Origin of the sequence: Corynebacterium tuberculostearicum (genome assembly GCF_016894265.1) — a bacterium.
In the GTDB taxonomy this organism is placed as follows: Bacteria; Actinomycetota; Actinomycetes; order Mycobacteriales; family Mycobacteriaceae; genus Corynebacterium; species Corynebacterium tuberculostearicum_D.
On record NZ_CP069791.1, the window covers coordinates 1,603,760 to 1,616,734 of the forward strand.

Consider the following 12,975-nt stretch of genomic DNA (forward strand, 5'->3'; position numbering starts at 1 on the left):
AGTTAGGATTGTTGCTCGTGAAGACTCATGAGATCCGGGAACGGTTTACCCAGCACTTCGTCAATTCTGGTCACGAGGCAGTACCAAGCGCCTCGCTGATCCTGGATGACCCTAACCTGCTTTTCGTTAATGCCGGCATGGTTCCGTTTAAGCCCTACTTCCTAGGCCAGCAGAACCCGCCCTTTGCCAAGGGCCTTGCCACTTCCATCCAAAAGTGCGTACGTACCTTGGACATTGATGAGGTGGGCATTACCACCCGCCACAACACCTTCTTCCAGATGGCCGGCAACTTCTCCTTTGGCCAGTACTTCAAGGAAGGCGCCATCACCAATGCGTGGACCTTGCTTACCGGCTCCGTTGAGGAGGGCGGCTTTGGCCTAGACCCAGAGCGCTTGTGGGTCACCGTTTACCTGGATGATGATGAGGCCGCCGAAATTTGGCGCGACAAGATCGGTGTTCCAGAAGAGCGCATTCAGCGACTCGGCATGGAGGACAACTACTGGTCCATGGGTATCCCTGGACCCTGTGGCCCGTGCTCTGAGATTTATTATGACCGCGGTCCTGAGTACGGCAAGGACGGCGGCCCGATTGCCGATGACAACCGCTACATGGAGATTTGGAACCTGGTCTTCATGCAAAATGAGCGCGGCGAGGGCATTGGCAAGGGCAACTTTGAGATCGTCGGCGAGCTGCCCAAGAAGAATATCGATACCGGCCTGGGCATCGAGCGCGTGGCCTGCATTTTGCAGGACGTAGACAACGTCTATGAAACGGACCTGCTGCGCCCAGTTATTGACGTAGCCGAGGAGCTTACCGGCGCCACCTATGGTGACAAGGCCTCCCACGAGGACAATATCCGCTTCCGCGTGGTAGCTGACCACTCCCGTACCGGCATGATGCTCATCCTGGATGGCGTGACCCCGGGCAACGAGGGCCGCGGATACATCCTGCGCCGCCTGCTGCGTCGCATTATCCGTTCCGCCAAGCTGCTGGGTGCTAAGGGCGCCACCATGGAGCGCTTCATGAATACGGTCATGGACACCATGACCCCGTCTTACCCGGAGATTGCAGACAACCGTGAGCGCATCCTGCGCGTTGCCGTGAATGAGGAAAAGGCCTTCCTGAAGACCCTCGAGTCCGGCACCCGCCTCTTCGATGATGCCGTACAGGAGCTCAAGTCCACTTCCCGCGCGAAAACCGCAAAGGTCCTGCCGGGCGAGAAGGCCTTTGAGCTGCACGATACCTACGGTTTCCCCATCGACTTGACCTTGGAGATGGCCCAGGAGGCCGGCCTTGAGGTCGACATGGATGGCTTTAACGATGCCATGGGCGAGCAGCGCCGCCGCGCCAAGGCCGATAATCAGGCCAAGAAGCACGGCCACACTGACCTTTCCCTCTACCGCGACTGGGTGGACAATAACCCCACCGTCTTCACTGGCTTTGAGGAGCTTACTTCCGACGCCCGAGTGATCGGCCTCGTCCGCGGCGGCGAGAAGGTCGACCAGGTGCACGAGGGCGAGCAGGTTGAGGTCATCTTGGACCACACCCCGCTATACGCCGAAGCTGGCGGCCAGATGGCAGACCGCGGCCGCATCATGGCCGGCGAATCACTGCTGGAGGTCAACGACGTTCAAAAGATCGGTAAGAAGCTGTGGGTACACAAGGCTACGGTTACCGCCGGCGGTCTTGACTTGGGCATGTCCGTTGAGGCGGCCGTCGACGAGCAGTGGCGCCATGGTGCCACCCAGGCGCACTCCGCCACCCACCTCATTCACGCCGCACTGCGCCAGGTGCTTGGCCCCACCGCCGTGCAGGCCGGCTCCATGAACCGCCCGGGCTACCTGCGCTTTGACTTCAACTACACCGAGCAGCTCAGCCAGGCGCAGCTGGAGGAGATCGCTTTGATTACCAACCAGGCGATCGACTCCAACTTTGCCGTCAACACCATCGAGACCTCCCTGGAGGAGGCCAAGGCCATGGGCGCTATGGCACTATTCGGTGAGAACTACGGCAAGGAGGTCCGCGTAGTAGAAATCGGCGGACCGTTCTCCATCGAGCTCTGCGGCGGTACCCACGTTGGGTCCTCCGCTGAAATCGGACCGGTCTCTGTGCTGGGTGAGTCCTCCGTTGGCTCTGGTGCTCGCCGCATCGAGGCCTACTCCGGTTTGGATGCTTTCCGTTACTACTCCAAGGAGACCGCCTTGGTAGAAGGCGTTTCCCGCGAGCTCAAGGTGCAGACCGAGGATTTGCCGGAGCGCATCGCGCAGCTGTCTGAAAAGCTCAAGGCAGCGGAGAAGGAAATTGAAACCCTGCGCAAGCAACAGCTGGCTGCACGTGCCTCCGAGTTCGTCAGCGCGGCCAAGGACATCAATGGATTCAAGGTCATTGCGCTGACCTTGCCGGAAGGCACCACAGGTGGGGACCTGCGCACCGTTGCTACGGATCTGCGCAATCGCCTGCGCGAGGAAGAAGCTGTTATCGTCCTGGGTGCCGAGGATAAGGGCAAGTTCCCGTTCATCGCGGCGGCCACGGACAAGGCCGTTGGGCGCGGCGTGAAGTCCGGGGACATCGTCAAGCAGTTTGGCCAGTACGTCGACGGTCGTGGCGGCGGTAAGCCGGATATGGCTCAGGGCTCTGGTTCTACTGCGGCCGGTGCTGAGCGCGGCTTTGCAGCCGTCAAGGACATGCTCGAGTCCCTGTAGGAGTTCGACCGTGGCAAAAGTGGAACCAGATACCCCCGGAGTTGATGACCCGGGGCAGGGCCGCCGGCTCGCACTCGATGTCGGCACCGTGCGCATTGGCGTGGCAGTGTCCAATAGGGAAGCCACGCTTGCCACCCCAGTGGAGACCGTGCACCGGGAAACTGGGTTCAAGGACCGCGATAAGGGCGATATTGACCGCATCCTGGAACTCATTGATTCCTACGACGCAGTTGAGGTCATCGTAGGTCTGCCACGGGACCTGCAGGGAAATGGCTCAAAAAGCGTAAAACATGCTAAGGAAATTGCGTTTCGGATCCGCCGTCGGTTGAATCGAGATGCAAGTATAGATAAGGTTCCACCACCAGTACGTTTGGCTGATGAGCGTCTGACTACCGTGGCAGCAACCAGCGCGCTGCGCGCGTCCGGCGTGTCCGAGAAGAAGGGCCGTAAAGTCATCGACCAAGCAGCAGCGGTGGAGATATTGCAGACTTGGTTGGATGGGCGTGTGAGCGCGCTACGTTCCCATGATGCAATAGACCAGCCTTCAGACTCAGGAGACTAAAACACGTGAGCCGTAACCAAGAACGCCTCGGCCGATCGATGGAGCCGAAATACGTCAAGCGCCGCCAGCGCGGCATTGCCGTTGTCATTGCGTCGATCATCGTTATCCTTGGCGCCCTTATCTACATCGGATTCCGCCTCGGCAATACCTCCGCCGATTATGAAGGAACCGGCAACGGTACCACCCAGCTGGTGGAAGTGCCGGAAGGCTCGTCCATGTCCGAGCTCGGACCTGCATTGGTAGAGAAGAATGTGGTGAAGACGCAAGACGCTTTCGATTCTGCTGCGTCGATGAACCACAGCGCAAGCCAAATCCAGCCGGGCTTCTATCGACTGCAGGAAGAAATGAGCGCGGATGCAGCAGTCGAGGCACTGCTGGATGAGAATAACCGCGTGGACATGCTCGAGGTCCAAGGTGGCGCCACCTTGGAGGACGTCAAGGTTGTGGGCGGAGACGTTCGCTACGGCATTTACTCCCTGATTTCTGAGGTCAGCTGTAACGATGGCAACTGCCTGAAGAAGGAGGACCTGGAAAAGGTTGCGGCGGAAACCGACCCATCCGAGCTGGGCGCACCGGAGTGGGCCTTGGACGCTATCAACAAGCGCGGTAATGACCCCAAGCGCATTGAGGGCCTTATCGCCCCAGGCCAGTACGTCTTGGACCCCAATATGGAGGCCAAGGATATCCTCAAGGACCTCATCACCCGTTCCACCGAGCGCTACAACGAGACCAATATTGAGGAACGCGCCCAGGCTATCGGCTTGAGCCCTTATGAGCTACTCACCTCCGCTTCCTTGGTGGAGCGCGAGGCGCCGGCAGGCGAGTTCGACAAGGTTGCCCGCGTTATCCTCAACCGCTTGGACGAGCCAATGCGCCTGGAGTTTGACTCCACCGTGAACTACGGCTTGGAAGACGTAGAGCTGGCCACCACCGATGAGGCCCGTGAGGAGAAGACCCCGTGGAATACCTATGCGAAGGAGGGCCTACCGGATACCCCGATTGCTTCTCCTTCGGACGATGCAATCAAGGCCATGGAAGAGCCGGCCGAGGGCAACTGGAAGTTCTTCGTCACCGTGGACCAGGAGGGCACTACCGTCTTCTCCGATAGCTACGATGAGCACTTGGGCCGCGTCGATGACGCCATCCGCTCCGGCGTGCTTGACTCCAAGCGCGAAGGTGAGGGCGCTGGTTCCGGCAACGGCGACGCCGCTGCCGAGCAGCCCGCCCAGTAGAGTCGCGACAACCACAAAGAGGTAGAACACCATGCCACGTGCGGCGGTCCTTGGTAGCCCCATCAAGCACTCCTTGTCTCCGGTGCTTCACAATGCTGGCTACGAGGCCGCCGGACTGGCCGGTTGGGACTACACCCGCTGTGAAACATCGGCGGAGGGGCTGCCGGAATTGGTGGCGGCAAGCGACTCAGAGTTTGTTGGTTTCTCCGTGACCATGCCCGGCAAGTTTGCCGCCCTCCGCTTTGCGGACACCGTAAGTGACCGGGCCCAACTGATTGGCTCAGCAAATACCTTGGTGCGCAGGGCTGATGGTTGGTATGCGGACAGTACCGATACCGAGGGCGTACGCGGCGCGCTCGCCGAACTCCTGGGGGATAGCCCAGTAGCTCATGCGCTGCTTATTGGTGCTGGGGGCACCGCTCGTCCCGCGTTGTGGGCGCTTTCCGAGCGCGGGGTGAAAAAGGTTACGGTCCTCAACCGTTCCGACCGTAGCGCCGAACTGTTGCCGCTCGCGCAGAACCTAGGGCTGGAACTTTCCTTTGTCAGTTTCGACGGGGACTTATCCGCGCTGGCTCGCGCCGTCGATGTCATTGTGTCCACGGTTCCAGCCGCGGCGGTGAAAGACTATGTCTTTGACCTCGCCCACGCACCGGTGCTGGACGTCATTTATGATCCCTGGCCTACACCGCTGACCACGTGCGCGGCGGCCAATGGGTACAAGACCGTCGGCGGGCATGTCATGCTCGCGCACCAAGCATTTAGCCAGTTCGAGCAGTTTACCGGGGTGGCTGCGCCGCGGGAAGAGATGCTCAAAGCATTGCACCAAGAGCTGCAGCGGCGGTCGCAGACGACTAAGTAGAAGGGGACGTCGGCAAGCGCGGGCTGTAACCCCGCGCAGCAGGAGCTGCAGACTTCGCCATGTAGACATTGGCGCGCAGCGCTTCCTCACGGTGGGCCTTAGAGTGATCCCCGTGTTGATACTCGGGGGACTTATCTATTGTTTATGGGCAGCAGCCTTGTCTTGGTGGGATATTCGGCAGCGCCGATTGCCAGACTGGCTGACGCTTCCAGCTGCGGTGCTCTCGCTTGCCGTTGCCAATTGGAGTGGGCTGTGGTGGCCGGGGATGTACCTGGTGCTAGGGCTAGCCCGTGCAGGAGTCGGTGGAGGCGACATAAAACTCGCCTGGCCCCTAGGAATGCTGGTGGGACATGTGGCCGGGTTTATGGGCGTGGTAGCGGCAAGCGGCTGTGCGTCCCTTCTGACTTTGGTCTGGTCTGCGTGTGTCGGACAGAAGAAGAGCCCGCACGGCCCTGCAATGTTGCTAGCGGCAACGGTCGTAATCGCATGTGCACACCCTCTTTGAGGGGGTGGAAGAATATTTTGCGGGGCCAAGTTGGTACTGGATTGGCCAGGCCGTGCGATAATACCCGCATGCTTCGTTGGACTACTGCAGGTGAATCGCACGGCCAAGCTCTAATTTCAATGCTGGAGCACATGCCCGCTGGGGTCCCCATTACCCGCGCCGATATCTCTCATCAGCTTTCCCGGCGCCGCCTAGGCTATGGCCGCGGTGCCCGTATGAAGTTTGAGGCTGATGAGGTCACCGTGCTGGGTGGAGTCCGCCACGGGCTTACCTTGGGTAGTCCCATCGCCATCATGATTGGCAATACGGAGTGGCCCAAGTGGACCACCATCATGTCGGCCGATCCGCTGGATATGGACGATGAAGAAACCATCAAGGCGATGAACTCCGGCCGCGGTGCCGCCTTGACGAGGCCGCGCCCTGGGCACGCGGACTTTGCCGGAATGGTGAAGTACCGCCACAGTGAAGCACGCCCCATCCTCGAGCGGTCCTCTGCGCGTGAGACGGCGGCGCGAGTGGCCGCAGCTACCGTTGCGCGTAACTTCCTGCGCGAGACCTTGGACGTCGAGGTTCTTTCCCACGTGATTTCCATTGGCGCTTCCGAGCCTTATGAGGGGCCTGCGCCAGCGTTCGCGGACATTGAGGCTATCGATGCCTCGCCGGTCCGCGCCTGCGATAAGGCGGCTGAAGCCTCCATGATCGCGGAAATTGAGGCCGCAAAGAAGCAGGGCGATACCTTGGGCGGCATCGTTGAGGTTGTGGTCGATGGCCTGCCTATCGGCCTGGGCTCGCATATTTCCGGCGATGACCGCTTGGATGCCCAATTGGCCAGCGCGTTGATGGGTATCCAGGCTATCAAGGGCGTGGAAATTGGCGATGGTTTTGCCGAGGCCCGTCGTCGCGGTTCCGCTGCCCACGATGAGATGGTGCGAACCGAAGAAGGCGTATCCCGCCTTAGCAACCGTGCAGGCGGACTCGAAGGCGGCATGACGAACGGTCAGCAGCTGCGCGTGCGGGCGGCGATGAAGCCGATTTCTACCGTTCCGCGTGCCTTGCGCACTATTGATATGGAATCCGGCGCTGAAGCTACTGCCATTCACCAGCGCTCCGATGTGTGCGCGGTTCCGGCGGCGGGCGTCGTTGCAGAAGCAATGGTTGCCCTCGTTCTTGCGCGCGCCGTGCTAGAAAAATTCGGTGGCGATAGCCTCGAAGAAACCTCCGCGGCCATCGCCGCGTATGATAAATACGTTTCGGACCGCCTTGCTTTTGACCAGGAGTAAGTTATGACCACCCCAACCGCCGTTACGGGCCTGCCCCGTCCACGTGTTGTTTTGGTTGGCCCGCCAGGTGCGGGTAAATCCACCATTGGCCGCCGCCTTTCCCACGCCTTGAGCTGCGAACTGGTGGATTCGGATCACCTTATTGAGCAGGCTAAGAATAAGCCGTGCGGGGAAATCTTTAGCGAGCTGGGTGAACCAGACTTTCGCGTGCTTGAAGCCGAGCACGTTGCTGCGGCACTGCGCACTGGTGGAGTCGTTAGCCTCGGCGGCGGGGCAGTGCTGACGGACTCCACCCGCGGGCTGCTGGAGCGCCATACCGTCATCTTTTTGGATACTTCCCCTGAAGAAGGTGCACGGCGGACGTCTGGGGATAGCAATCGGCCGGTTCTCGCGGCCGCAGATCCCCTCGAGCACTACCGCAACCTCGTGGAGGCGCGTCGCCCGTATTACCAGGAGGTAGCCGATTATCGGGTGCGCACCGATGCCCGGACCCCACAGCAGGTGGTGGGCGATATCCTCGGCTTTCTCGATACCCTGTAGATTCCCCGCCGCGCTAGCACTAGTCTCTCGCCCCACTGGCTCGGCGTCGAACGGAAAGGACCACCATGCCCAGTATTGCCGTTAATGGACCACAGCCCTATGAAGTTCGCATTGGCGCTGATCTCAACCGGGACATCGCGCGGCGCTGTGCGCAGATTGGTGCAGGCCAGGCTGGCATTATCTACCAGCCGCCGCTGCGTGCCGCGGCCGAGCGCCTAGCGGAACTCATTGCCGCTGAGGGGGTGGAGCCTACGCTTATCGACGTCCCCGATGCCGAGGCCGCCAAGCAACTCAGCGTCATCGGTGGCGTATGGGATCAGCTGGGGGAAAAGGGCTTTAACCGCCGTGACGTCATTATCGGCCTCGGCGGCGGCGCCACCACCGATTTGGCTGGGTTCGCTGCGGCTGGGTGGATGCGCGGCATCAAGGTCATTCAGGCGCCTACCACGCTATTGGCCATGGTTGATGCGGCCGTCGGCGGCAAAACCGGTATCAATACCGCAGCCGGCAAGAACCTCGTTGGCGCCTTTCATGAGCCAGATTCTGTGTTTGTGGATCTCGAGCGTCTGGATACCCTGCCCGCGGCAGAGATCATTGCTGGCTCGGCAGAAATCATCAAAACCGGATTCATCCATGACCCGGTGATCCTTGAACGCTATGACAGTGACCCCGGCGCATGCGTGGACCCGCAGGGCTTCCTTCCAGAACTTATTGCGCGCTCCATCGCGGTCAAGGCCGCGGTGGTGGGCGAGGACCTCAAAGAATCGGGCCTGCGGGAAACGCTCAACTACGGCCACACCTTTGGCCATGCGGTGGAGCGCCATGAACAGTATCAGTGGCGCCATGGCAACGCGGTGGCCGTGGGCATGATGTTCATCGCCCACCTGGCGCATGAGCGCGGCCTCATTGACGCAGAGCTGGTGGAAAAGCACCGCCGGATTCTTGACAGCATTGGGCTGCCGACCACGTATAGGCCGGGCCAGTTCAGGGACCTGTATGAGGCAATGACCCACGATAAGAAGAACCGCGACGGAATGATTCGCTTTGTAGCCTTGACTGGGGTGGGCGAGACCACCCGTCTCGAGGGGCCCAGCACGGAAGAGCTAGAGGCGGCCTACGCCGCGATTTCGGAGTAGAAAATGAAGATTATTGTCCTCAACGGCCCGAACTTGAACCGCTTGGGAAAACGCCAGCCGGATGTCTACGGCTCCACCACCTTGGCTGACGTAGAGCAAATGATTGCCTCGCGCGCTGCCTCGCACGGTGCAGAAGTAGAGTGCTTTCAGTCCAACCATGAGGGCGAGCTCATTGAGAAGGTGCATGCCGCCGCGGATGCGGGCCTCCCAGTGATTATCAACCCCGGCGGTTTTACCCATACCTCAGTGGCCCTGCGGGATGCCCTGGCAGAGGTAGCCGATGGCGCCGGATTCGTAGAGGTGCATATTTCTAATGTGCATGCGCGCGAGCCCTTCCGCCATCACTCCTATCTCAGCCCTATCGCCCGCGGCGTAATCGCCGGGTTGGGGGTCTTTGGCTACGTGGCGGCAGTGGACTACCTCTGCCAATAGGCACCCCACGAACGGGCTGGGCGGCAGCCGGCAAAGAAAGAAATCCGCCCAACTGCGGTGGCAGGGTCGATATACTGGGTGGATACTTTCTACACCGCAGTCGACCCAGAAGGATGAAATCATGGCTTTGGCAGATACCCGTTTTAGTGACCGGCGCCGCAAGCTTGCCGCGGAACTGGCCGGCCAGCGCATCGATGCCGTTCTGGTCACCCACCTCACGCACGTGCGCTACCTTTCGGGATTCTCCGGCTCGAATGGCGGGCTACTCTTGCGTAAGGACCTTACCGCGCAGGTTGCTACCGACGGCCGGTACACCACGCAAATCGCCCGCGAAGTTCCCGATCTGGAGGCTATCCAAGGCCGCGCGGTAGGAAAGGTGCTGCTGCAGCAATTTGCCGATGTCGAGGGGCCGGTTCGAGTCGGTTTTGAAGCCGACTACCTCTCGGTCTCTGAACTGAAGGACCTCGAAGAGTCCGCCCCGGAGTCGGTTACCTTGGTTCCTATCGCCGGGGTCATTGAGAAAATTCGCTTGGTCAAAGATTCGCTCGAGTTAGAAAAGCTGGAAGAGATTGCCGCGCTGGCTAATCAGGCACTGGAGGAGTTGCTCGCCGCTGGTGAGTTGCGTGCCGGCCGCACCGAGCGCCAGGTGGCTGCCGATTTGGAATATCGGATGCGCATGCTTGGCTCGGAGCGAGTGAGCTTCGATACCATCGTGGCTTCCGGCCCGAACTCGGCGATGCCGCACCATGGCGCTGATGACCGGGTCATCGAGGATGGCGACCTTGTGACCATCGATTTCGGTGCGTACCTGCGCGGGTTTAATTCCGACTGCACCCGCACCTACGTCGTGGGCACGGCGAATGACTTTGCCAAGGAAATCTATGATGTGGTGCTCCGCGCCCAAAAGGCAGGCGTGGCAGCGTCGGTGCCGGGCGCTAAGCTTGCCGACGTCGACGCCGCCTGCCGCGATGTCATCTCCGCCGCCGGCTATGGCGACTACTTTGTGCATTCGACGGGCCACGGCGTGGGCCTAGACGTCCACGAAGCCCCGTTCGCGGCACGGACCGGTAAGGGTGAGCTCGCCGCCGGCATGACCCTGACCATTGAGCCGGGCATCTATGTTCCGGGCAAGGGCGGCGTGCGCATCGAAGATACCCTCATCATCACCGATGGTGCGCCGAAGATCATTACCGCCGCGACGAAGGAATTTACGGCCTAAACGACAGAATGTGTTGTTTTGCGGCGTGTCGGGCTAAACGACATTTTGTGTTGGTGGGGTTTAGCGTATGTGGCCTTTGCGTATTCCCATAGAGTGGTTGTAGGCAGTGTCGATGGCACTGTCGTAGGTTGCTGGTCGGCCGTCTTCGTGGCCGCTGGTGGCTTGTTTTTCTTGGTTGGTTAGGGTTTGTGCTTTGGCGAGTGCGTCCTGGCCCCAGTTTTGCTGCCTGAAGTGCCCCGGGTTTTGTTCCTAGGCATTTGCCTTGATTTCTATTATTGCTTGCGGCGGGTGCTGGTCCCAAAATTCGGTTTCCACTTCGACCGGGGTTCGGTATCCCAAGCTTTGGTGAAGCCTCGTCTCGTTCCACCATGACACCCACTCAAACGTCGCGATTTCCACCTCGACAACCTCATCCCACCTGCGAGTATGGATCAGCTCGTTTTTGTAGGAACCATTAACGTTTTCCGCCAGAGCATTGTCATAGGAATCCCCGACAGTTCCGGTGGAAGCGGCAATCCCGTGCTGGGCAAGACGCTCGTTGTAGACAACGCTGACATACTGCGAGCCGTGATCCGAATGATGAATGAGACCTGTTGTTTCCTCAGCAGACGCGATCGCCTGGTTGAGAGCTTGCAGCGGCAACGCTTCGGTGCGCATGGAATCTGATAACGCCCACCCAACGATCCGTCGGGAGTAAACATCGGTGACAAACGCGGCATACACAAAGCCTTTCTTCGTGCGCACGTAGGTAATATCAGCCACCCACAGCTTGTTCGGGCCTTCGGCTTTGAATTCTCGCTCCACCAAGTCCGGGCGTAAATCCGGCCTTTGAGGTGTGCGAGTGGTCATAGGCGAGCGGCCTTTGCCTTTGCCTGATACACCGGCTAGACGCATCAGCCGCGCGGTTTGTTCACGACCGATATCGATTCCGTCACGATGAAGAGCATGCCACATTTTCCGCACACCGTAGATGCCGTAATTATCCCGATGGATAGCACTAATGCGTTCAACCAGCACAGCATCACGAAGGCGGCGAGCACTTACCCCACGGGCCTTGGACTGACGATACCCACGCGAGGTGATGAACCCACCAGCGCGGTTTTTCTTCAACGTCTTACAGATGAACTCGACAGAGAAACGATTCCGGTATTCATCGATGAACCGGATCATTTCCGACGTTTTGGGTCGAGTTCCGACGCGAAAAAAGCTGAGGCAGCCTTTAAAAGTTCATTGGTGTCGCGTAGCTCTTGATTTTCACGGCGAAGCCTCGCGTTTTCGGCGGCCAGATCTTCAGGCACGGGTTCTGGGATGTTTCCCGCACGGCGGGCCTGTTGGGTCCATTGACGGGCTGTGTGCCATGACACCCCCAGCTTTGGGGCTACTGCCTGGCACGCGGCTTGCATCGACATATTTTCCGCCAAGATGCGGTCCTCTACAAGACGGACCACACGATCCTTCGCATCCTGGTCAAATTTTCTTGGCATATTCCAGATTTTCCCATCTACTCAAACGGAACAAAACCTGGGACACTTCAGCCTGGTGATCTCTACAGGGTCGTCAGGCAGTTGCGTGTGGAGGTATAGCCACCAGTCGCAGGCGATGCGTTGTTGTTCGTCGTGCAGTCCTCGGTGGGCGTGCATGAGGTTCTTTATTTGTGAGTTCACCCCGCCTTCTAGCTTGTTGGTCGTGCGTTCCAATCGTTGGTCTTGTTTAGCTTTGGTGAGGTAGGCAAAGAGGTGGCCTTGTTGGCTCATTTTCTTTAGCTGCAAGTAGATTCCGCGGTGGGTGTAGTGGGTGTACCACCATTTTTTGTTGCGGCGTTTGGCTTTTGGAATCTGGTCGAAGGGGACGTCTTTGACGTAGGTTCTGGCTTTGAGCTGGGTGCTAAATACGGTGCTGAACTGTTGTAGTTTTACGGTCCATTCGGCTGCTTTATCCAGGTTGTCAACGGCGAGTAGTTCAAAGGAAAGTCGTTGTAATGCTTTGCCCATAGCGGAAGTGGGATAAAGGCCGGTGGCGCGTTGAATATTGCGTTTGACGTGGACAATGCAGCGTTGAACCGGGGTATGAGGCCACAGCTGGTGTAGTGCTTTAAGCCCTCCGGCATCGCCATCGCAGGTAACCAATTGTGGTGGGGCTAGCGGGTCGAGCAGGCGCATGTAGGACCAGGAGGATTCTTTCGTGCACCAGAAGCAATTGATGACATGGCTGGAGTCGGCAGCTACAACAAGGCATTTGGTGTTGAAGTAGGTGCCGTCGATGAAGATTTGGTCGTAGATTCGCTGCCTATCAACGCTTCGGGGTGGTTGGATAAGCCAGAACGGTGTGAAGCGTCGTTGCAAAGTTCGTGGTGAAACACCGCAGGTTTTAGCCGTTTCTTCCAGGCTGTTGCTGGAGGTGAGCCAGGAAATGAACAGGCGGAACCATTTGGCTTGCACGGCATCGTTATTCACGCGGGTGAAGGTGGCCTTGCAGGTGCGGCATCGAGCGTGTCAAGTTGTTTGTGTG

11 protein-coding genes and 2 pseudogenes are annotated in these 12,975 nt (G+C 59.3%); 10 read left to right on the top strand and 3 right to left on the bottom strand.

The genetic code is table 11. The annotated features are described in order from the left end of the window. Positions 1 to 17 precede the first annotated feature (17 nt). The 10 genes from alaS to I6J28_RS07740 all read left to right on the top strand — a co-directional run bounded on the left by alaS (position 18) and on the right by I6J28_RS07740 (position 10,467). Complete coding sequence (gene alaS / locus I6J28_RS07695; RefSeq protein WP_204608882.1) at positions 18 to 2,702, top strand: alanine--tRNA ligase; 2,685 nt, start codon at positions 18 to 20, stop codon at positions 2,700 to 2,702. A gap of 10 nt (positions 2,703 to 2,712) precedes the next feature. Continuing rightward, a complete protein-coding gene (ruvX, locus tag I6J28_RS07700; protein ID WP_204608884.1) occupies positions 2,713 to 3,264 on the top strand; it encodes a Holliday junction resolvase RuvX in 552 nt (183 codons plus the stop codon). 38 nt (positions 3,265 to 3,302) lie between these two features. Continuing rightward, positions 3,303 to 4,496: an endolytic transglycosylase MltG gene (mltG, locus tag I6J28_RS07705; RefSeq protein ID WP_204611433.1), complete on the top strand. Its 1,194-nt coding sequence runs from the start codon at positions 3,303 to 3,305 to the stop codon at positions 4,494 to 4,496. Between the two features lie 31 nt (positions 4,497 to 4,527). After that, on the top strand, positions 4,528 to 5,355 hold the full coding sequence (locus I6J28_RS07710) for a shikimate dehydrogenase (protein WP_204608886.1): 828 nt from the start codon (positions 4,528 to 4,530) through the stop codon (positions 5,353 to 5,355). A 112-nt stretch (positions 5,356 to 5,467) separates the two neighbouring features. Continuing rightward, positions 5,468 to 5,860, top strand: coding sequence for a prepilin peptidase (locus I6J28_RS07715; protein WP_204608888.1), 393 nt, complete (start codon positions 5,468 to 5,470; stop codon positions 5,858 to 5,860). A gap of 68 nt (positions 5,861 to 5,928) precedes the next feature. Then, positions 5,929 to 7,140, top strand: a complete 1,212-nt coding sequence (gene aroC / locus I6J28_RS07720) for a chorismate synthase (protein WP_204608899.1) — start codon at positions 5,929 to 5,931, stop codon at positions 7,138 to 7,140. Between the two features lie 3 nt (positions 7,141 to 7,143). Next, complete coding sequence (locus tag I6J28_RS07725) at positions 7,144 to 7,680, top strand: shikimate kinase (RefSeq protein ID WP_204608902.1); 537 nt, start codon at positions 7,144 to 7,146, stop codon at positions 7,678 to 7,680. Positions 7,681 to 7,745: 65 nt separating this feature from the next. Beyond that, positions 7,746 to 8,816: a 3-dehydroquinate synthase gene (gene aroB / locus I6J28_RS07730; protein ID WP_204608905.1), complete on the top strand. Its 1,071-nt coding sequence runs from the start codon at positions 7,746 to 7,748 to the stop codon at positions 8,814 to 8,816. A gap of 3 nt (positions 8,817 to 8,819) precedes the next feature. Then, positions 8,820 to 9,248 carry a type II 3-dehydroquinate dehydratase gene (aroQ, locus tag I6J28_RS07735; RefSeq protein ID WP_204608909.1) on the top strand — a complete coding sequence of 143 codons (429 nt, stop codon included), beginning with the start codon at positions 8,820 to 8,822 and terminating at the stop codon, positions 9,246 to 9,248. Positions 9,249 to 9,369: 121 nt separating this feature from the next. Beyond that, entirely contained in the window at positions 9,370 to 10,467 is a 1,098-nt protein-coding gene (locus tag I6J28_RS07740; RefSeq protein ID WP_204608912.1) for an aminopeptidase P family protein, read from the top strand. A gap of 60 nt (positions 10,468 to 10,527) precedes the next feature. Here the strand turns inward: I6J28_RS07740 and I6J28_RS07745 are convergent. The 3 genes and pseudogenes from I6J28_RS07745 to I6J28_RS07755 form a co-directional block, all read right to left on the bottom strand. Continuing rightward, positions 10,528 to 10,695 (bottom strand): annotated as a pseudogene (locus tag I6J28_RS07745) (IS1249 family transposase); the annotation flags it as partial. Positions 10,696 to 10,716: 21 nt separating this feature from the next. Further along, a protein-coding gene (locus I6J28_RS07750; protein ID WP_172953431.1) for an IS3 family transposase occupies positions 10,717 to 11,951 on the bottom strand; the annotation gives its coding sequence in 2 pieces (ribosomal slippage) (positions 10,717 to 11,663 and positions 11,663 to 11,951; 1,236 coding nt in all). 51 nt (positions 11,952 to 12,002) lie between these two features. Continuing rightward, positions 12,003 to 12,953, bottom strand: a pseudogene (locus I6J28_RS07755) (IS1249 family transposase); the annotation flags it as partial. Positions 12,954 to 12,975 lie beyond the last annotated feature (22 nt).

Excerpts from the sequence above, each read along its gene's own strand:
- mltG (WP_204611433.1), top strand. The coding sequence starts at position 3,303 with ATGGAGCCGAAATACGTCAAGCGCCGCCAGCGCGGCATTGCCGTTGTC.
- I6J28_RS07710 (WP_204608886.1), top strand. The coding sequence starts at position 4,528 with ATGCCACGTGCGGCGGTCCTTGGTAGCCCCATCAAGCACTCCTTGTCT.
- aroC (WP_204608899.1), top strand. The coding sequence starts at position 5,929 with ATGCTTCGTTGGACTACTGCAGGTGAATCGCACGGCCAAGCTCTAATT.
- I6J28_RS07725 (WP_204608902.1), top strand. The coding sequence starts at position 7,144 with ATGACCACCCCAACCGCCGTTACGGGCCTGCCCCGTCCACGTGTTGTT.
- aroB (WP_204608905.1), top strand. The coding sequence starts at position 7,746 with ATGCCCAGTATTGCCGTTAATGGACCACAGCCCTATGAAGTTCGCATT.
- aroQ (WP_204608909.1), top strand. The coding sequence starts at position 8,820 with ATGAAGATTATTGTCCTCAACGGCCCGAACTTGAACCGCTTGGGAAAA.
- I6J28_RS07740 (WP_204608912.1), top strand. The coding sequence starts at position 9,370 with ATGGCTTTGGCAGATACCCGTTTTAGTGACCGGCGCCGCAAGCTTGCC.